Genomic DNA, 21,225 nt, shown 5'->3' with positions numbered 1-21,225 from the left:
AACAATTTCCTTTCCCCGCCATTCCTTTAACAAAAATGTACAACAGCCTGTTTGAACTGAGCAAATGCTTCTTTTTCTTCTTCTCGACGTCTTTTATTAAATAAAGTCCAAGTAGAGCAATTAATGATGCTCATCTTCATAAAACCAAAAGATAACATAACTGTTGAAGCCGCTTCATTTGATCTAGATTCATATTTATCTTTTGGAAATGCATACGATTTTACCTGACTCCAATACTTTTTTTTATTCAGTTTGTTATTCACAATAAATCCTTCGTGATCTATATACAAACTGATTCTACGCAGATTCAGTATAAAAAATATTTTTACAATAATCGCAGTAAAAAAGAGCAGACTAAAAATATAAATTATTGTAGAAAGCCATAAAGGCAATTGTTTTTCTAAAATAGGTTCTACATAAAAACACACTTTTGCAAAACCAATAATAAAAAAGAAAATTAACGGAAGAGAGTAAATCAAGTTGATATAACGGAAAGAACTAAAATGTAAAGTCTTGGGGACTTGGAGATCATCCTGCATTTATTTTTGGTTTAAATTATTCTTCTTTACGAAAATACAAAAAAGAAATATTTACACAAATCTGACATTGATTCTAAACAGAAAATCAATTCCTGGAAATTTAAGGTAAACTACAGTACTATAAAATTTTAGAAAGATTGTAATTTGCTTCAAACAAAAACAAGCCGTCTCAAGTGTGAACGGCTTTATTTTTTTGTTGATGTTTCTAATGTAATTATGTCATTTAAAAGTTCTGTAAGTTTTCTAAAATTCTCATGCTTTTTCAAAAACTGTACTTTTTTGAATTTATCTACAGCCTCTTTCAGCAAAGTTCCTGAGTGACCCGAATAAAGTACAACTGGAATCTTTTCTAGTTCTTTTACACTGCGGAGCAATTTAAGAAACTCCGTTCCGTCCAGATACGGCATATGATAATCAAGAAAGATCATATCAGGAGATAACTTTGAATTCTGCAACTTTTTAAGAGCCTCCAAAGCATTGTTTTCAACTGAATATTTTATCTTGTTATTAATTGTGCGTAAGGCGGTTACAAAGATTTCTGCATCGTCAGTATCATCGTCTACTAATAAAATATTTCTGTATTTCATACCTCTAAATTAAATTACTCTACAAACCAATAATTTACATAATTTTAGTCTAAATTTACACAATTCCCATATTTTCAGAATTTTTACAAAATGGAATTCTGCAATAAAAAAGATCAAACATTCTAAAACGTTTGATCTTTCAATTTCATTTTAATACGTTTTTCAATCTTGAAAAAAGTCATTTATCTTCCATCAAATTCCCTTCGATTGTAAAAAGTATCATCATCACTATCAGAATTAAAACCAGACTCATCTGCAGGATAATACGATCTTAAAACATTTCGTTCATAATCCCTGTCAAAATTATGCAGTCTGTTGTATCTACTTGTTTTTCTAAAAGTGTCATATCCTATGCCATTTGCCATGACAATTTTAGTGTCTTTATTTATGCTCACTGATCCAATTGGAATTATAATATGAGTGTCTCCCTCCGTATACATAAATTCCTTTCCGTTATCATATTCAATAGCATCATGCACTTCTTTTTTACTATCTTCAATTAATGCTTTATCAACATTTACGTCTAGATAAACAACACGTTGCATGTCTTTATTCACCCATAGATTATCAATTTTGCCAATAGTGCGGTTGTCTGCATCTACTATCTTCCATCCTGTAACATCAGAATAGTTTGAAGCTACTTTATAATCTGAAAGTTCATCTAATCGATATAAGTTTTTATCTTTATTTCCCATAAGGTTAATCTTTTTAATATTGTATTTTTTTTGCTTATTGTAGCCTAATTTAATTTATCGTGTCGGTTATAGTTGTATTTTCAACTTCGACCTCTCTTACAGGCTGCCCTTCATCATTTCTTAAAAACATATAATATATAATTGCGCCAATTAATAACAATGCCACAACCCAAGGCCATAAAGGCTTCTTTTTTTCAATTTTAATTTCTGCCATAACTCATTTATTTTTTTGATTGCATAATAGTTTTATAGTAATATTAAAGGTACAAATGAGAAAAAGAGTAGGAAGTATTTAATTTCAAATGGATGTTATACAATTCCCAGTAAATCAAAGCCTTACTTATTTAAATTTACTAGCTTAGCTTAAAATTCTGTAACATATCCTGCAAATAATGTAACTACTATTTAATGGAAGATTTTATATTCGCATAGTTACATATAATGGATTTCATCTAAACTATAACAGCTAAAATCAGACTAATTTAAAATGAAAACTTTTCTATTTTTTATTAACTGTTTATTGGTTATTCACTGCCAAGCACAGCAGCAGAACTATTCTCCAAAAGTTATGCTGGCAATCGAAACATATGCTTTCCTAAAAGGACAAAGTTCTGCTTTGCAGAAAGTTGCTCTTCAATTTCCTTCTCTTAGAGATGAAGTAGCATCAGTACAAAAAAGTGCCCAAAAAATACACGGAAGAGCACAACGAAATATAGAGCAGTTTTTAAAAGAAGAATTAAAGGACAATCAATTTAAAATATTGCAAAATAATATCGACTCGTTGGTAACTCAGCAATTAAAGCATCCTATTGAGCAAGAAAAGCAAGCAAAAGATTTTATAAAAAAAGTCAAAGATAAAATACGTTTTAGTTATGATACTATTAGTGAAAAAGGCATCATGTCATTTGCTTACCTTGATGCACCGCATCAAGAATTTGCTGATGGTCATATCATCCTTTTTTCTACAAAAAATCATCCTAAGGCAGAAGAATCGGTTTTGAAAATTACTATTCCTAAAAGCTGGAATGCTGAAGAAGCACAGATGCCGGAAACCATTCAGCAATTTACCAGTCATGATGGAACCGGAGACGAGAAAATTCTAATTGTAATGTATGAATTAGACGAAGAAGAACAAAATCTTATCCTAAATGAAAAAACTGTTTCTGAAATGATAGCCCCAGGAAGCAAAATTATTAGAACGGAAAAAGTTAAGATTGACGGAATGCCTGCACTAATGGTAGAAATTGAAGAAACAATACATTTTGATGCAGATAAAAAGAAAATACGAATGTTGCAGTTTATGTTCCTGCATAAACAGAAATTATATTGTCTCCAAGGAAGTGTTGGACCAGCGCCTTTACATCATAATTTAGATCATAGGTTAAGAAAATACGAACCTTTATTCCGTCTTGTTGCTGCTGGTACAGATGTAGTTCATTAATAAAAAAACATTGTATGATTTATTGCTCAGTTAATTCGGCTTCAGTATGCAAAGCACAAACCCATTCATTATTTTGTTTTACCCATGTAGAAGTGCAGGCACATTTCATCATTTTCTTTTGTTTACTATCTTCCAACTCTATTATGTAAGCTGTTACAACGGTAGTTTCTGTTAAGGCTTGTGAGTTAAAATCCGAAAAACCTAATACTTTTATTTTGTTTCCATCTCCCGATTCAAACATTTTTTTAAATGTAGTTTCATCTACGTTATGTACACCGTTTTTGCCAGCTACAATACAAGGAAAATAAGTAAGATTTTTTACTGTTTCATAGTCATGATTTTCCATTCCCTGCCAGTATTTTTTTTCAAGTTCAATTATCTGCGTTTCCATAATTATCTTCTTTAACAGTTTATACAAAGTTCAAATTAAAATAAAAAGCAAGAAACATCTTTAACATATATTTAATTGAAAATCAACAAATTGAACAGGTTTCTTTAATTATAATTAAACAATTATTGAAAATAATTATATAACTGAAAATGAATATCTTACTCTAATTTTATACTTCCAAAAAGCAAATAAAATTCTAACAATTAAGGAAATAGAATCATGGAAGATATACATACACATAGCAGCAGCCTCAAAGGAAAAATAGTCGTTATAACTGGTGCCAGCAGGGGTGTTGGCCGTGCGGCCGCAGAAGCATTTGCACGTGAAGGCTGTAATTTGGTGATTACAGCAAGAGGAAAAAAAGGTATTGATGAAGTAGTAGATTATTGCCGCGCTCTAAATGTTAAGGCTGTTGGTATTCCTGCAGACATGTCAATTGCAGAAGATGTAGAAAAAGTAGCCGCTGGAGCTCTGGCAATTGGAGGAAGAATCGATATCTGGGTTAACAATGCAGGCGTTATGGCCAGTGGAAAATTTGAGGAGATTCCTCTAGAAGTTCATCAGCAGGTTATTAAAACCAATTTGTTTGGCTATATGCATGGAGCTTATAATGCAATTAAAATTTTTAAGGAACAAGATGAAGGAATTTTGATCAATAATATATCCATTGGAGGATTTATGCCTGCTCCTTACAGTGCAGTCTATTCCGCATCCAAATTCGGAATCAGGGGTATGATGGAATGCTTGCAGGGAGAAATATCAAATCGAAGACATATTCATATCTGCAATCTTTATCCTCAATTGCAAAACTCTACTGGTAATCTGCATTCAGCCAAATATTCCGGATTTGATATGACAATACCTTTTATCGCATCCGATCCTCGTGATACGGCTGCTAAAATAGTTGAACTGGCAAAAAATCCTCAAAAAGAATTGTTCCCCGATTTTAAATCAGCAGCAATCACCAATACTTACAAATTACTTCCAAAGATAATCACGAACGCAGCATCAGCAGTTGTGCGTACCAAAATGAAATTCAATGAAGAAAAAGTGAACAATCCTGGAAATGTTTTATCTAAATCAAAAGAACCTCTTCGAGTTTACGGAAATCCGTCTTCCAAAGCAGTATCAGATGTTAAGCTAGCATTATTTGCTGGAATTGGAATAAGTTTAGGGCTGTTTTTATTTAGCAAAAAATAGCAAAATCATCACTGCTTATGCAAAAATAAGCATGGAGATTCATAAACGCGAGTATATCACGTAATTTTTTAAAGTGGTAAGTTCTGGTTTTATCTAATGATTTTCATGACTTAATCAAGAAGTAATAATTAGATAAATTTAGTAAAATAACTTAAATTTACAGCTTTAGCCACAATCTGAATAAATACTTGATTTGATACTTTTTTTGATGCTATTACATTAGAGCTTTTAATTTCTTAATCGGAAATATTCACTATTTTTTAATCTATTTATAATACAAAAAAATGACACTTCTAGTCCTATAATAAACATCTAATAATCAAATATTTGAAAACAATATAATATTGAGAGTAAAAATTTGAATTTGCTATTTTTAGTTTTATCAATATTATTCCAAAAGAATAAACCTTTAAAAAATTGCCTCAAAAAGAACAAATGAATCTGGATTTTTATCAGCCGAAAAACGAAATTTTAAAAAAATATATTGAAGGATACTACTTTATTTCAAAAGATAAAAATTCGGGTTCTGTACAATATTTCACTTTCCCTAATAATTTTTGCATTTTAACCACCAATGAAGATATAGATGTTGAAATACAAAATAACGAAGTCATCATAAAGTCATCGCCTGATAAAAATAGTATGACCTGTGTAGTTTCTCGTTATACCAAACCTATTAAAATTCATTACAAAGAGCTCATAAATGAAGTGACGATTTACTTTAAACCATTAGGAATTAGTCAGTTTTTAGCCGATTCAAAAAGTATTTTTTTAGAAAGTACCATTTTGGATTTTACTTTTATGCCTGACTTTAATGCTAAAATGATTGAAATTTTCAATTTAACTAAAGACAAACAAAGCCAAGAACTTGAAAATTATTTGCTTTCTAAATTACAAATCAAAGACTTTTCTTTAATTGAAAAAATAGTTGAAGCAATAGAAAGTGATGAAAAGATTGAAGAAATCGCTCTTAAACATCAAATAAGCAGGCAATATTTGAATAAGCTTTTCACAAAACATATTGGCAAATCACCTTCAGAGTACCGAAAAATTCATCGCTTTAGAAACTCAATCCTTAAGCAGAAGCAGAGTAAGAATTTTTCTGAGTTATCTCAGTACGATTTTTATGATCAATCTCATTTTATTCGAAACTTTAAAGATCTCACAAACAGGAATCCACAAATCTTTTTTAAAAATATAGATACAGAGAAAGAAAATATCTGGCTTTTTGTCTAAAGTGTTTCCATTTGTACAATTTTACGATTTTGGGATACTATACTTTTACTAAATTCTAAATAATGTAAAAACAAAAAAATCCCAAAAAATATGAACTGGCAAAAAATCCATCTTTTTTTACACACCTTTTGCAGATACTTTCTAGCTACAATAATAATCTTATATGCTTACGGCAAAATATTAAAAACCCAATTTGTATCACAGCCTAGCGTGTACGATATGCCAATTGGTTCTCTAGATGGTTTTCGGCTTACTTGGTATTATTATGGTTACTGCAATTGGTACCCAATTGTTATTGCCGTTACTCAGATTATAAGCTCTCTTCTACTCTTTTTTAGAAAAACGACAAGAATAGGAATTATTCTTTTCCTTACTTTTATGATTAATATTCTTCTGACAGATTTTGCATATGATATAAATGCAAAAGGAATTGCGATAACATTAACTCTAATGGCATTTTTTGTGCTATTTTCTGATTATAAAGTTTTTATCAAATATTTTCTAGAAGAACCTCCATTGTATCAAAACAGTGACAGACCCAAATGGATAAACAAGATTAGTGCAATAAAATTCATTTACATTCCTGCTGTATTCATTGGTTTCTTTATCATGTTCAGTATTTTGAAAACCAAATACATGTCGCAAGATAATTTTTACGGAACTTGGGAGAATCTTCGAACTAAGGAAAGGCTGCATTTTGAGAACCTAAATAATTTTCAAATAAACAAAACAAATCGGCTAGAAAGCATTGTAAATGGAGAATACTCATTTACGAAAGATTCTTTAACTTTAAAATCTAACGATAACTCACAGAATAAAACAAAAAACTATTTAAAAGGAAAATATATCATACACCAATCTGATTTAACTATTACAACCAAAACCGACAATCTAAAATTTAGAAGAATTAGATAAACAACTTTATAAATTAAAAGCCGTATCAAACTATAAATTGATACGGCTTTCTATTTTATTATATCTCTTTTAAATTAATCTCCTTTTTCTCGCCATCTTTATCAATGCTTACACGCTTTTCAATATTGGCTTTGTCGGTGTAGGATTGTCTTGCAGTACCATAATTTGTTGTAGAACCTTGATAACCATAATAATTATAATAATTGGTATAACCTGATACATAGGAATAGTTATAAGAATTAGAAAAGTCAAAGCTTACCATAACAACATAAGTTCCTGGCATTAAATCTGCAAACTCAAAATGTCCCTGATCGTCATACACTTTGGATTTTTTGATAGAATATCCAAAATCGCTATCCAAAGGAACTTCTGGCATTTTTTTCTGCTTACGGATTTTTTTGTTGACTTCTACCCATTCTTCATAATAAGCTGAACTTGGAAAAAGTGTAATCTCTGTACCTCTTGGAGCATATTGTTTCTTAGCGGTATTCACTAAACCTCCCAATCTCTTACCAGAGTCTGATCTTGCGTAAGCCGTACCAATTATAACACTATTACCGCCAGAGATTTGTCTAGCCACTGCTTCTTTATCAAATTTATTTTTAATAGGCTGATAATCTAGTTCTTCGTTAACCGTAATTTCCCACATTCCGTTTGCCATAGACATTTCGCGCTGCCACAGACGGCGGTCTTTTTTGTCTATAATATAATTATAAGTGGCATTGGTGCTTTCTTCCAAAACCGTAACCAGCCATGTTTCATGCTTGCCAGTTCTAGGAGAGTTATAGATGAAACTTTTTACTTCTTTGATGGTATAATATTCAACCAATACATTGGATCCATCATTATAATAGAATTGAGGAAAACGGGCTTTATAACCTACATCCAATGGCAGTGTCCCAATTAAGTGATCTGTCCAGTTAAAGTCAAAGAATTCTTCTTTAGGATTGTGTTTAAGTTTTTTATCCTTTTTGGTTTTCTTTGAATAAAAATTACCCGTGATGGTTTCCCCAAAATTAAGATTTAGCTTTGCATTCTTGGTTTCATCAGAGTAGCTAATCGCTTTAAGTGTTAGCGCATCTGCTGTACTAATTCGTGGGGTTGGCTGTCCATTATCTTTTGGAGTAAAAGTATTATTCAGGGTTAATTGATTATTTGCCAATGTAATATCATAAGTCAATGCTCCCATATTTTTCCATTCTTTACCTTTAACGTAATATACGGTATAAAGTGACTTCTCTGGTTTGATATACTTGGTATTGATATCTTTATTGCCTGGTGCTATTGCTTTTTGACAGAACGCCATAAATGGAAGCAGCATCAGTGCAAAAATAAAGGGATATAATTTCATTTTTCTGCTGTTGTAATTATCGGTTAACAAATTGGTTTTTTATCATTTTGAATACTCTTACTTTGTGGTATTAATTATATCTTCATAAGGAAGATTAAAAGTTCCTTCTGTGATTTCTATTGCTACACCTGAATCTAAATTCCTAACCTTTCCAGAAAATGTGCCTTTGATACCATTTTTACTAATAGATTCTATTTTTAATGTAAAAATATCATCTGCTGTTCTAGTGCTGTAAACAATAGTTCCGTTTTGCTTTTGAACAGCATAACGTGCTACCATTTCTGGCTCTGTGGGTGTGGAGTATGTACCTGCTTTGATATCTCCTCCTGTTCTCCATATCTCAAAATCTAAAGAAGGCGGTATTTGATCTCCAACTTTAGTTGGATAAGGTGCCTCGAATCCTCCAACTACAATATGCTCAAATCGATTATCGTTACCACCGCCTTGAAAATTTACATCATAAAAATCTACTTTTCGCCCATCCAGACTTGCTCTAAAATAATAATCAGATTCTGTTTGATCTGATCTGCTGTCATCACTTGAACAAGCAACGAATAGAAAAGTTAAACCCAATATGCAAAAAAGCTGTTTTGTAAAAGTTGCTATTTTATTTTTAAAAAATGTTGATTTCAATACTAAAAAAACATCTGTACTATTAAATTCCATTACCATTTTTTTGATTAGCTACAAATTTACTGACGTAAGATGCAGGAAACAATACCTGATTTCATGGTTATTTCTTATCACAAATGAGCTTTATAAAAAAATACATTTTACTTATATCTTATAAATACAAGAACCTTAAATATATAAACAATACAAAAGATTAAAAAAAACCTAAAATATTGCATATAAAATAAGGTGCCATTTATTTTCAAATGACACCTTATTTTATATAGCTATTTAACTTCTTAAATTCAATTTTAAGGAACTAATACAGCACGCCCTTTAATTTGTCCGTGACGCATTTTATCGTAAACTTCATTAGCCTGATCTAAGTCAAATTTTTCGATTTCGATATGTATTTTTTGCTGTCTTGCCAATCCTACAACCTCCATTAATTCTGTACGAGATCCCCAATACGGATTAGTCATAGTAACACCAAAAGGAAGACCATTCATGCTATATTGGTAATATCCTCCTCCAAGACCAACTATGGTAAGATCACCATCCATTCCGACAATCTTAGTTCCCAATTCTATTGTAGGTGTTGCTCCCACAAAATCTAAAATTACTTTAGCTTTTTTTAATCCAGTAATTTTTAAAATTTGTTCTGCAGCATCCGCATCTTTAGAATTTACAGTATATGCGGCTCCTAATTCTTTGGCAAATGCCAATTTTTCTTCAGTTACATCACAAGCAATAATTGCAGCGCCAGAAGTTTCTCTTAAAATCTGGATTGCAACGTGTCCCAGTCCGCCTACTCCAATCACAACTACAAATTCATCAGGCATAAGTTTAGGAAGCGATCTTTTTATAGCTGAATATGGCGTTAGTGCTGCATCTGTTAATGGCGCGGCAATTACAGGATCTAGATCAAAAATAGGTACTAATAATCGTGAAGATGGCACAAGCATATATTCGGCCATACCGCCATTAAGTCCTAATCCTCCTCCGTAACCTAATTCACTTTGATGATCGCAGTAATTTTCTTTTGACTGCTGGCAAGGCTTACAATGTCCACAGCCCCATGGTCCGTAAACCAATACTGCATCTCCTTTTTTATAATCTTTTACAGTGTCTCCGACCTCTTCAATCCAACCGGCATTTTCATGTCCAAGCGTAAATGTAAGATTTCCAACAGTTCCTTCATCAATAATATGCAGATCAGAATGGCATACTCCTGCTCCTCCAATTTTTAATAAAACCTCATCGCCTTTAGGAACAGGTTTTTCTAAATCATTTACCACTCTTACATCTTTATGTCCAAAATAACGTACTGCTTTCATAATTGTATGTTTTAATTCATTGCTTTAATATGAAACAATGTACACCAAAATGCTGGATTTTAAAAGAATATCTCCTTTAAACTTATGTTAATAATATAGTCAAACTATACTGGACTCTTTTTTACAGAATATTTCTCCCTTAAATACAACATTATTAAGCCATAACTGCAGCAGCTTTTAGCATTAAATTATGCAATTCAATATTTTGCACAAAAGGTTTCAGCATTTCACTCCCTGGACCGTACATTGCCAATTCTACATAATCACCTGAATGATCCATACTAATCCACCCCACATTATTGTGTTTTTTCTGAATTTCAGAATAGGCTTTAAAAGGGAGTTTTTTATAATTATAAAGTCCGGCTTCCTGCTTTTCAAGACCTGAATAAAAGCTTAATAAGTATTTCGCTTCTTCATCGGTAAGACTGATTTTATTGGTCTGATAAATCCAATCTTTAATTTGCTGTAAATTAAAATCAGCATGAATAGCGTTCAATATATATTCGTTTGTGTATTTATAATTGGCAATGCTATTGAAATTTTCTACAGCTTCTTTTCCATATATAAGCCCAGGATTTGCATTTCCATGATCTGTTGTTATGATCACTAAAGTTTCTTTGTCTTTTTCGGCAAAATCAATCGCTGTTTTCACAGCCTCATCAAAAGCCAGCTGATCATGGAGTAAAGCTGCAATATCGTTGGCATGAGCTGCCCAATCCACTTTTCCTCCTTCAATCATTAAAACAAAACCATTCTCATTGTCTTTCATTTGGTTTATTGCCACTGCACTCATTTCTGCTAAAGTTGGTGTATTTTGTAATTCAGAGATATTATTGCGATCTATTGTGTACGGAAGTGCGCCAGAAGCAAAAACGCCTAGCATCTTTTGACCTTTTTTAATGTTCTCTAAATCTGATTTCTCCTTTAAAACCTGATATCCTTTTTGTTCATAAATTTTATAAACGTCTTTTTTGTCCGTTCTTTTTGAAGCATTAAAGAACTCATCACCACCACCCATCATAACATCCAGTCCCAAATCAGCATACATTTCGGCAATCTCATTTTCTGCATTTCTGCTGTCTGAATTAACACAAAAACCAGCCGGAGTAGCATGTGTTATGGTGACTGTCGTGACACAGCCCGCTTTTTTACCTGCATTTTTGAATTTCTGCCAGATAGGAAGATATTTTTCGCCATTCGGACCAATATTCAATACACCGTTTTTAACGCGATGCCCGCCTCCAAAAGAAGAACTTGCTGCTGCAGAATCAGTTACTGCTGAACTTGCAGATGCTGTATCCATCAAAGCCCTTGAAACTTTATTTTCAGCATAAAGGTTCATCCAGTTTCCATTCTTTCCTAAAATGTTCTGAGAATATAGATTGGCCATCTGAAGTGTTCCAGAACTCATTCCGTCACTAATTAGAAAGATTATATTTTTTGCTTTCTTTCCTTTATTAGCTTGTGTTTCTAAATTATTTGAAAGAATAACGGAGGGACTAAGTGTAAAAAGTCCTGTTAGTACTGTTGTGCCTTTTAAAAATCTGCGCCTGTTCATCATTGATTGTTTTTAATATCGTATAAAATAAGATACTTTTTATCAATTAATGAAACTTTGTTGCGTTAATTAATTATTATTTTTTTTGTAATTCACTTTTGCTATCCCATTATCAGTAATTACTGCTCTCTTTTTATAAATATTCATTGCTCTATGATATCTATTTTTGGGCTAACCTTTTTTACTTTCTGTCTTACAGAATCTTTTCATTCCCATCAATATATTCAAACTAATAACAACGATATATCGTTGGCTTTCAATTTTATAATATTTTAAAATTAGATACGTAATTATCAATACCTTCGTATAGCCAGTTTAATCCTTACGAAAAATGACTTCCAATCGACGCAAATTGATTTTGTATCTCCTTGTTTGGCTAACATTTGGAGAAGCAAAAGCATTGGTTTCTTCTAAAATTCCAATAGAGACTGGAGTTATCCCCAAAAAACGTATATATCATAATAATCGTTCTAATATTTCTACCTATCAAATAGAAGGTTTTACGGAGTTTGAAGTGAAAAGTGCGGAGGCATCATTGAGCAAACTAAATAGCAATATTGATAAAATCAAAACTTTATTAAAGCTCAGTGACTGGTACGAGCTTTCGTACAATAATCCCAAAACATTAGATAAGGCAGTAATCTATGCTAATGATGCTCTAAGTCTCAGTCAATCATTACATTCTATTATTTATGCAGGCAAATGTTATTTACAGCTCTCGATGCTTTATGAGCTTAAAAATAATAATGAAATGATAGAAATCTGCGCCAGAAAAGCAATAAAATTATTATCTAAAACCGATGATACTAATGATTTGGGAGAAGCCTGGGTAATGATTTGGTCTGCAAAAATGCGCACCAATGCTCCGCTGCATGATAGATTTGTTCCAATTATAAATGCTGCAGGTTTGTTCAAAGCTTCTGGAAATGACAAAAGAACTGGTGATTGTTACAGAGAAATCAGTGAGCTGTATTTTTCAAATTCCGATTTTCATAATTCACTTAACGCTCTAAATAAAGCAATATCCTATTATAAAGCGGCCAATCTTGATGTGAAAAATATATATCCGATAGCATCCCGATTAAATATTCTTTATGAAACAGATAAGAAAAATAAAGATTTTATCAGACTTAAAAATGAGTCCCTTATACAGCAAGGCAAGCTAAAAAATGAAGCTTTATTACGCAATTCGATGATCATTTTTCTAGTGCTTTTACTTATAATTTTGGCATTATTATACAAAAGCTACGTATTTAAAAAGAAAACCAACAATGCTTTAAAAGCAAAACAAGATGAGATTAACAAAAAGAATCAAGCACTTCAAAATCTTGTTACTGAAAAAGAGTGGCTGCTTAAAGAAATTCATCATAGAGTAAAAAACAATCTTCATATGGTTGTTGGGCTTTTGGCTAGTCAATCAGAATTCTTAAAAAATGAAGAAGCAGTTCAAGCCATTAGTGACAGTCAGAATAGAATTCAGACTATGTCACTGATTCATCAAAAGCTATATCAATCGGAGAATTTATCCATAATTGATATGCCTTCCTATATCTTTGAGCTGACAGAGTATTTGAAAGATTCTTATGAAATCAGGAACACTATCCGATTTGTATTGGACATCGATAGTTTCAATTTACCTCTGTCTCATTCTATCCCAATTGGATTGATTTTTAATGAAGCAGTTACCAATGCAATAAAATATGCTTTTCCTGATCAAAAAAAAGGGATAATCAATATTTTACTTAAAACAGATGATAATAATAAATACAGATTAATTATTCATGACAACGGCATTGGACTTCCACCCGATTTTGATCCTTACAATAATCCTTCGCTAGGCATAAAATTAATGCACGGACTTTCTGCCGATATTGATGGACAGTTTTTAATTACGAACTCAAACGGAACCAAAATAACTTTGGAATTCATTTTCAATGAAAATAATTCACATTAATTGAATAGAAAAATGGCAAAACCATTAAAAATACTTATTGTTGAAGATCAGTTTGTTGAAGCAAATCACTTGCGATTAATGCTAAAAAAAGCGGGGCATTCTGTTGTTGGAATGGCACGTTCTGTTTCCGATGCCAAGTATTATATTGCTCAGGAAAGACCAGAATTAGTGCTTTTGGATATTTTCCTTTCGGGGAAAGAAACTGGTATTGATCTGGCCGAAATACTAAAAAATGATAACATACCTTTTATTTATCTCTCGGCTAACTCTAACGAAGATGTTCTAAACAAAGCAAAACTAACTCATCCGTATGGTTTTTTGGTAAAACCATTCCGAGAAAAAGATTTATTAATTACGATTGAAATAGCAGAATATCATCAGGAACATGGAATTGAATCTTCTATCAGAAAAGAGCTTTTATTTCAGAAACAATTAAAAACCATAGTTGCTAAAAATGGCACTTGGGATGACAGAGTTCTTACTATTGTCAAATCTCTGCAATCTCTTATTTCCTTTGATCTTGTAATGGCCGTGTTTTATATGGATAATAAATTATCAAGCCGTGTTTTAGGATATGCAAGAACAGGTTTACATGAATACCAAAAAATTGGGATTGAAGAATTACAGAATATTACTGCCTTAAAAGAATCTGAAATAAATGAATTGCGAGATAAAAGCAACGTTGAAACAGAAGCAACATTCTATAATGAAGAGGATTTTATTAAAATCTGCAATAAAACCCCCATAAAAAAAATGATTGCTAAGTCAATGAATATGAAGTCTAATCTTATGCTTCCTGTTCCTTTGTCTATCAGTGAAAACGGCGGGCTTTATTTATCTTTTTTCAGCAGACAATCTAGTAATTACAGTAAAAATCACTTAACACTTTGCGAGCGGCTTCAAGAACCTTTAATTTATGCTATTGAAAATTTAATTAGTCATGATAAAAAATTAGATCAGAAAAATAATGTATCGGTATATTCTAATGCATCAAAAAACACAAAAATAACAGGCTTTGAATCGATCGTCGGAAAAAGTCCTGCTCTTTTAAAATTATTTGATCATATTCTGCAAGTTGCTCCCGCTGATACTACTGTTTTAATTACTGGAGAAAGCGGCACCGGGAAAGAAAGTATTGCTCATAGTATCCAACAGCTTTCAACTAGAAAAGAACAGCCTTTTGTAAAAATCAACTGCTCTGCCCTGCCTCCAAGCCTAATTGAGTCTGAATTATTTGGACATGAAAAAGGAGCTTTTACTGGTGCTACCGAAAGAAGAATCGGTAAATTTGAACAAGCGCATAATGGTACTTTGTTTCTAGATGAAATTGGTGATATGCCATTAGAAATGCAAGCAAAATTGCTTCGGGCAATTCAGGAAAAAGAAATTGAGCGCGTTGGTGGCAATCTTCCTATAAAAGTAAATGTCCGTATTATTGCCGCTACCAATTGCAATCTCGAAAAAGAAGTTGCTGATGGCCGATTTAGACTTGATTTATATTATAGACTGAATGTATTCCCCATTCAATTACCGCCGTTACGTGAACGTAAAGAAGATGTTGGTCTGCTTGCACGTCATTTTATTGCTGTCTATAGTGCTAAAACGGGCAAAAATGTAACCGAAATTTCCGAAAGTGCTTTAAAAAGTCTTCTCTCGTATCAATGGCCCGGAAATATTCGTGAACTTGAAAATCTTATTGAAAGAAGTGTTCTTTTGGCAAAAACTGATACCATTGAGCATATTCCGCTTCCTGCTTTTGATGAAATAAAAATAAGCAACAGCTCAAATGAATGGTATTTTAAAACCATTCAGGAAAACGAAAGGGAACATATTATAAACGTTCTGGAAAAATGCAACGGAAGAATTAGAGGCGCCGGCGGTGCATCTGAAATCCTCGGGCTTCCTCCTACTACACTGGCATCCAGAATGCAAAAACTCGGCATCAAGAGAAGCCATTCTTAAGGCAAAAAATTAACGGTTATTAGTTATAGGTTATGCGCTTAAAAAGTTGCATAAAACTTTGCGTCTTTGCGAGCAAATTTCTCGTTGCTAAAAAAAGCTTACAATTTTAATCTCGTAAAGTCCCAAAGACGCAAAGTTTTTTAGAAGTTCTATCGTTATTGTTTTAAGTTAATAACTTCTAACTCCAAAAGAACGTTATTCCGTCGCCTATTTTTCGTTTTCCAACGAAATATAGTTGGTTGAAAATCAGTACAAAGCAAATAAATAATTAAAAATCAATTAGTTACAAAACAGGTTTGATTTTAGTTTACAGTTTGGCATAACACTAAAACAGGTAATTATGCTGACTGAAAACCCTACTACAATTCTTTTTATTACAGGTGCATTTGTAAGCAATAAATGCTGGGACGAATGGAAAGTTTTTTTCGAAAACAAAGGCTATAAAACTTTAGCACCTGCATGGCCTTACAAAGATGCGCCAGTTGAAGTGCTTCGTGAACGCCATCCTGATCCGCAGGTTGCCGGATTGAGATTAACGCAACTAATTGAACATTTTGAAAATATCGCTAAAAATTTACCTCATAAACCTATACTAGTAGGACATTCAATTGGCGGACTTGTAGCACAAATACTTCTTCAGCATAATCTTGCAACTGCCGCAATTGCCATACATTCTGTTCCGCCGCAGGGAATAATGACTTTTAAATTCTCTTTTTTGAAAGCTGGCTGGGGACCGCTTGGCTTTTTCACTTCGACTAAAAAAACATTCATGATGAGTTTTAGTCAGTGGCAATATGCTTTTACAAACGGAATGCCTGAAGAATGGCAGGAAAAAGCCTATTGTGATTCGGCAATTCCAGAGTCTAAATTCATTGTTCGCGATACCATAACTTCAGCAGCAAAAGTAGATTTTCATGCACCGCATAAACCTTTGTTGCTTATCGCAGGATCAATTGATCACACCATTCCCGAATCGCTCAATTTTTCGAATTACAAAAAATACACAGACAAAAACTCTATCACTGATTATAAGATTTTCCGAGATAGAAATCATTTTGTTTTAAACCAGCCTGGCTGGCAGGAAATCGCACTTTATATCCAAAACTGGATCGAAAAATTTCCGATTCAAAGTTCTTAATAACCAATCCTTTTTTAACTAATTAAAATTTTAAAATCATGAAAACGAATTTATTAAACACTGTTTTTTTAAACCTAAAAAACAAATCGCTACAATTATTTGCCGTTGCAATTTTACTATTGACTTTTATTTCTTGCAATAAAAAAGCAGAAGAAACTCCTGCAACAGAAGCTAAACCAGCTGAAACGACTGAAACAGCCCAAGTGGTACCTGCAAATCCTCCAGCAAACTTTAAACACGCAACTGCCACAGTAAACGGAATCAAAATTCATTATGTGATCGGCGGTCAAGGAGATCCATTGGTTTTAGTTCATGGCTTTGGACAAAACTGGTACATGTGGAATCGCTTATTACCTGAATTATCAAAACATTTTACCGTTATCGCTCCTGATTTAAGAGGCGTTGGCGAATCAGACAAACCAGAAGGCGGTTACGACAAAAAAACAATGGCGACTGATATACATGAATTGGTAAATCAGCTTGGGTATAAAAGTATTAATCTGGCTGGACATGACATCGGATTGATGGTCGCTTATGCTTATGCGGCACAATATGGCGACAGTGTAAAGAAAGTCGCTTTGATGGATGCGCTTTTACCTGGAATCGAACCAGTTTGGTCAAATGTGAAAGGATCTGCTTGGTGGTTTGGATTCTTTGCATGGCCAGCTTCTGGAGATATTGTAAAAGGAAAAGAAAAAGAATTCTTAACGAATTTCTGGCCAGTTGTAGGTCACGTAAAAGATCCTTTTACTGCCGAAGAATCTGCAGAATTTATCAGAGCTTATGCTGTTGAAGGTGGCACAACTGCTGCGTTTAAATGGTTTGGTGCATTTGACCAAGATGGAAAAGACAACTTAATATTCGCTAAGAAAAAACTAAAAATGCCATTATTAGCAATGGGTGGAGAATATTTCGCAGCCCCTTTTCTTAAAGATCACTCCAAATTAGTGGCTGAGAATGTAACCGAATCAAAAATCGCAGGCGCGGGACACTGGCTGGTTCAGGAAAATACGGCTCAGGTACAAAAAGATTTGCTTGCTTTTTTCTTGGCTAAATAACTAACCCTTTGAGTGTAATTTATTTTTGTTTTAAACACATAGAAACATAGTCCCGAAGCTTCGGGATTATTTTATAGAAAGGTACTTTAAAAAGAAACTAGTTTCTAACACATAGCTATGTGTATCTATACAAGTGAAACGCCTTTTTCAGATTACAAAAATCTATGTTTCTATGTGTTTAAAATAATTACTCTCAACAGATTAAATAACTAAAATCATGAAAAAACTACTGTTATCAGTATTGCTTTTTACTGGGTTTGTATGTCTAGCCCAGCAAAAAGCAGATCTGATTATCTACAACGGAAAAATTGCAACAATGCAGAAACAAAACGAATTTGTGCAGGCCATTGCAATAAAAGACGGAATTATTCTGGACACTGGAACGGAGAAAAACATTCTGGCTTCTTATAAATCTTCGACAACAAAATTAATTGATGCCAAAGGAAAAACGGTAATTCCAGGATTGAATGACAGTCATATGCACGTGATTCGAGAAGGTTTGAATTACAATTCGGAGTTGCGCTGGGACGGTGTAAAAACCTTAAAACGCGCTATGGAAATGCTGAAAGAACAAGCTGCAAGAACTCCAGAAGGCGTTTGGATTAAAGTTATTGGAGGTTGGAACGAATTTCAGTTTGAAGAAAAAAGACAACCTACAATTGACGAAATCAACGCTGCAGTTCCTGATAAACCTGTTTTTATCACTTATTTATACGGAAAAGCTTTCCTGAACAAAAAGGGAATTGAAGTTTTAAAATATACTAAAGATACGAAGTACGAAGGAAGTCTTTTAGAGCAGGATATAAACGGAAATTTAACTGGTTTAATGTATGCCAAAGAAACGCCAAAAGCGATTTATACGACTCTAGGATTAACTACAAAATTAAGTCCAGAAGAACGCATCAACAGTTCGATGCAGTTTAATCGTGAACTAAATCGTTTTGGGCTTACAAGTGTAATCGACGCGGCCGGCGGAAGTCAAAATTTCCCTGCTGATTATGTTACTTCTTTGGAATTAGCCAAACAAAACAAACTGACTCTCCGAATTTCGTATTATTTATTCGCGCAACAAAAGGGCAAAGAATTGCAGGATTATGAGAAATGGGTTGCCGAAACGCAAATCAATAAAAATGGCAATTTAATGGTTCCAAATGGTTATGTCGAAGAAGGTGCTGGAGAAAATATCGTCGCTTCTGCGGCTGATTTTGAAAACTTTCTAGAACCTAGAATTGTTTTATCTGACGAAATGGAAAAAGATCTTGAACCAATCATTCGATTATTAGCAAAAAACAAATGGCCTTTCCGACTTCACGCAACTTACGGTGAATCGATTGACCGAATGCTACATGTTTTTGAGAAAGTAAATAAGGAAATTCCGTTTAACGGTTTGCGCTGGTTTTTTGATCATGCTGAAACGATTACGCCTTCAGAACTAGAACGTGTTAAAAAATTGGGTGGTGGAATTGCCGTCCAATTCAGAATGTATTATCAGGGAGAATTGTACAACAAAATGTATGGGGCACCAAAAACACAATTGCCTCCTATCAAGAAAATGTTGGAATTAGGAATTCCGGTTGGAATGGGAACCGATGCAACCCGTATTTCAACTTACAATCCATGGATGTCTTTGCATTGGCTGCTTACCGGAAAAACAATTGGTGGAATGCAGTTCTGGCCAAAAGATCAGGTTTTGGATAAATTCACTGCTTTGCAATTGTACACTTCTGGAAGCGCTTGGTTTTCGGGCGAGGAAAAAGAAAAAGGCAAACTGGTAAAAGGAATGTATGCTGATTTAGCCATTATTTCTGACGATTATTTTTCGCTTAAACCAGATGATATTCGCAAAATTGAATCGGTTTTGACGGTTGTGAATGGCAAGATTGTTTACGCTTCCGCGGAATATAAAGACTTGAATCCTGTGATTCCGGCTGTGATTCCAAATTGGTCTCCTGTGAAATATTTTGGAGGATACCAGAGATGATGGCACGCGGATTTTACGGATTCGCTTTCGCGAAAACGCGGATAAAAACGGATTTTTTTCTTCTTATTTTATTGGGATCTTATTAAGAAATGAAACCAAGGAAGCAAATTGTTTCTCTTTAGCCCTGATCGTAGTGGCATCCTTTGCTTTTTTTCTTTAAAAAAGGAAAGATATAACGGAGAGCAGGAACTATGATTCCAAAAATGCCCTTTGTTATTGCTCCAAAAAATACTGACTATTTATAAAAAAAACAACCATGAAAAAACTAAATATTTTAATGATGCTGGTTCTCCTATTTCTTGCTGTCCAGCAAACTTATGCGCAATTTCCGATGCCTCCTGAAGTTCCGATTTGGGATGCGAATAAAGTGACTTTGCAGTTGCACAAAATTTCGGATAATGTTTATGCGGTTTCGCCGTCGACAACCGAAACTGAAACTACAAAAGGGATTCCACAGGCAACTTCTGCCGGGTTTATTGTGGGCGATAAAGGTGTTTTGCTGATTGAAACAATGTTAAGTAAACGATTGTATGATCAATTGTATAAACTTATTCGCTCTGTTACGCCAAAACCTATTGTTTATGCCGTAAATACAAGCGATCACGGCGATCATTGTTTTGGAAATTATTTGCTTCCAAAGGAAACTATTTTGATACAAAACGAATTCTGTAAAGAAAATCTAGCCAAGAATTACGAGGGAATCAAACAATTTATGATCATGCTTTTTGGAAAAGACCGCGGGATTGAGCAAAGTGTGTATCGTCCTGCGGATCTTACAATTGCTTTAAATCAAAGTTTGAAAATTGATTTGGGCGGAGGAAAAATCGTTGACATTCTCAATGTTGGAACGGCACAGTCTCCGGCAGATTTGTTTGTTTTCCTGAAAGATTCGGACAAAAATGTATTGTGGGCCGGAAATCCTTTTATTGCTGAAAGTCCAACGATTCCGTGGCTGTTTGACGGTTACTTTTTAGAGCCTGTTCGTAATCTTCAGAAAATTTACGACATGATTGGCGACAATGATGTTGTGGTTCCGGGTCATGGTAGAATCACGAACAAAAAAGGTATTAAATATACTATTGATTATGTAAATGTTTTGAAAACTAATGTTGAAGATGCAGTTAAAAAAGGGCAAACTTTAGAAGAAGTAAAGAAAACCGTTACCATGAAAGAATTTGATAAAGGGTATGTACTTTTTAACTGGCTGCATTACAATTTCAATATTCCGAACGCTTACAACGATATCAAGAAAAACAGTTTAGGCAAATAG

At 33.4% G+C, this 21,225-nt stretch carries 19 protein-coding genes; 10 read left to right on the top strand and 9 right to left on the bottom strand.

Annotated features, from left to right (window positions below; genetic code table 11):
• Nucleotides 1-26 precede the first annotated feature (26 nt).
• The 4 genes from P2W65_RS16505 to P2W65_RS16490 all read right to left on the bottom strand — a co-directional run bounded on the left by P2W65_RS16505 (nt 27) and on the right by P2W65_RS16490 (nt 2,035).
• Entirely contained in the window at nt 27-539 is a 513-nt protein-coding gene (locus P2W65_RS16505) for a hypothetical protein (RefSeq protein WP_289659202.1), read from the bottom strand.
• 185 nt (nt 540-724) lie between these two features.
• Nucleotides 725-1,126 carry a response regulator gene (locus P2W65_RS16500; RefSeq protein WP_289659200.1) on the bottom strand — a complete coding sequence of 134 codons (402 nt, stop codon included), beginning with the start codon at nt 1,124-1,126 and terminating at the stop codon, nt 725-727.
• Between the two features lie 182 nt (nt 1,127-1,308).
• Nucleotides 1,309-1,821 carry a PRC-barrel domain-containing protein gene (locus tag P2W65_RS16495; RefSeq protein ID WP_289659198.1) on the bottom strand — a complete coding sequence of 171 codons (513 nt, stop codon included), beginning with the start codon at nt 1,819-1,821 and terminating at the stop codon, nt 1,309-1,311.
• Between the two features lie 49 nt (nt 1,822-1,870).
• Nucleotides 1,871-2,035, bottom strand: coding sequence for a hypothetical protein (locus P2W65_RS16490; protein WP_179003697.1), 165 nt, complete (start codon nt 2,033-2,035; stop codon nt 1,871-1,873).
• A gap of 273 nt (nt 2,036-2,308) precedes the next feature.
• Here P2W65_RS16490 and P2W65_RS16485 point away from each other — a divergent pair, with 273 nt between their 5' ends.
• Complete coding sequence (locus tag P2W65_RS16485) at nt 2,309-3,262, top strand: hypothetical protein (RefSeq protein WP_289659195.1); 954 nt, start codon at nt 2,309-2,311, stop codon at nt 3,260-3,262.
• Nucleotides 3,263-3,281: 19 nt separating this feature from the next.
• On the opposite strand, the gene P2W65_RS16480 is transcribed toward P2W65_RS16485, so the two are convergent.
• Nucleotides 3,282-3,653 (bottom strand): DUF4440 domain-containing protein, encoded by a 372-nt coding sequence (locus P2W65_RS16480; RefSeq protein WP_289659193.1) that lies wholly within the window; start codon nt 3,651-3,653, stop codon nt 3,282-3,284.
• Nucleotides 3,654-3,872: 219 nt separating this feature from the next.
• Here P2W65_RS16480 and P2W65_RS16475 point away from each other — a divergent pair, with 219 nt between their 5' ends.
• The 3 genes from P2W65_RS16475 (at nt 3,873) to P2W65_RS16465 (ending at nt 7,004) form a co-directional block, all read left to right on the top strand.
• Nucleotides 3,873-4,853: an SDR family NAD(P)-dependent oxidoreductase gene (locus P2W65_RS16475; RefSeq protein ID WP_289659191.1), complete on the top strand. Its 981-nt coding sequence runs from the start codon at nt 3,873-3,875 to the stop codon at nt 4,851-4,853.
• Nucleotides 4,854-5,270: 417 nt separating this feature from the next.
• Entirely contained in the window at nt 5,271-6,089 is an 819-nt protein-coding gene (locus tag P2W65_RS16470; RefSeq protein WP_289659189.1) for a helix-turn-helix domain-containing protein, read from the top strand.
• Nucleotides 6,090-6,179: 90 nt separating this feature from the next.
• Nucleotides 6,180-7,004 (top strand): hypothetical protein, encoded by an 825-nt coding sequence (locus P2W65_RS16465; protein ID WP_289659187.1) that lies wholly within the window; start codon nt 6,180-6,182, stop codon nt 7,002-7,004.
• A 58-nt stretch (nt 7,005-7,062) separates the two neighbouring features.
• Here the strand turns inward: P2W65_RS16465 and P2W65_RS16460 are convergent, their stop codons facing one another.
• From P2W65_RS16460 to P2W65_RS16445, 4 genes are all read right to left on the bottom strand, one after another.
• A complete protein-coding gene (locus tag P2W65_RS16460) occupies nt 7,063-8,355 on the bottom strand; it encodes a DUF3108 domain-containing protein (RefSeq protein WP_289659186.1) in 1,293 nt (430 codons plus the stop codon).
• A gap of 57 nt (nt 8,356-8,412) precedes the next feature.
• Entirely contained in the window at nt 8,413-9,021 is a 609-nt protein-coding gene (locus P2W65_RS16455) for a hypothetical protein (RefSeq protein ID WP_289659184.1), read from the bottom strand.
• Nucleotides 9,022-9,278: 257 nt separating this feature from the next.
• Nucleotides 9,279-10,304, bottom strand: a complete 1,026-nt coding sequence (locus P2W65_RS16450) for an NAD(P)-dependent alcohol dehydrogenase (RefSeq protein WP_289659183.1) — start codon at nt 10,302-10,304, stop codon at nt 9,279-9,281.
• A gap of 154 nt (nt 10,305-10,458) precedes the next feature.
• Entirely contained in the window at nt 10,459-11,862 is a 1,404-nt protein-coding gene (locus P2W65_RS16445; RefSeq protein WP_289666200.1) for an alkaline phosphatase, read from the bottom strand.
• Between the two features lie 331 nt (nt 11,863-12,193).
• Between P2W65_RS16445 and P2W65_RS16440 the strand changes: the two genes are divergently transcribed.
• From P2W65_RS16440 to P2W65_RS16415, 6 genes are all read left to right on the top strand, one after another.
• On the top strand, nt 12,194-13,816 hold the full coding sequence (locus tag P2W65_RS16440) for a sensor histidine kinase (RefSeq protein WP_289659181.1): 1,623 nt from the start codon (nt 12,194-12,196) through the stop codon (nt 13,814-13,816).
• Between the two features lie 12 nt (nt 13,817-13,828).
• Nucleotides 13,829-15,778: a sigma 54-interacting response regulator gene (locus P2W65_RS16435; protein WP_289659179.1), complete on the top strand. Its 1,950-nt coding sequence runs from the start codon at nt 13,829-13,831 to the stop codon at nt 15,776-15,778.
• A 340-nt stretch (nt 15,779-16,118) separates the two neighbouring features.
• Nucleotides 16,119-16,916: an alpha/beta hydrolase gene (locus P2W65_RS16430; protein WP_289659176.1), complete on the top strand. Its 798-nt coding sequence runs from the start codon at nt 16,119-16,121 to the stop codon at nt 16,914-16,916.
• Nucleotides 16,917-16,954: 38 nt separating this feature from the next.
• A complete protein-coding gene (locus P2W65_RS16425) occupies nt 16,955-17,974 on the top strand; it encodes an alpha/beta fold hydrolase (protein ID WP_289659174.1) in 1,020 nt (339 codons plus the stop codon).
• Nucleotides 17,975-18,191: 217 nt separating this feature from the next.
• Complete coding sequence (locus P2W65_RS16420; protein WP_289659172.1) at nt 18,192-19,955, top strand: amidohydrolase; 1,764 nt, start codon at nt 18,192-18,194, stop codon at nt 19,953-19,955.
• Between the two features lie 256 nt (nt 19,956-20,211).
• Nucleotides 20,212-21,225 (top strand): MBL fold metallo-hydrolase, encoded by a 1,014-nt coding sequence (locus P2W65_RS16415; RefSeq protein ID WP_289659170.1) that lies wholly within the window; start codon nt 20,212-20,214, stop codon nt 21,223-21,225.

The organism is Flavobacterium panacagri (assembly GCF_030378165.1).
GTDB lineage: Bacteria > Bacteroidota > Bacteroidia > Flavobacteriales > Flavobacteriaceae > Flavobacterium > Flavobacterium panacagri.
This window is presented reverse-complemented; position numbering and strand designations above follow the sequence as displayed.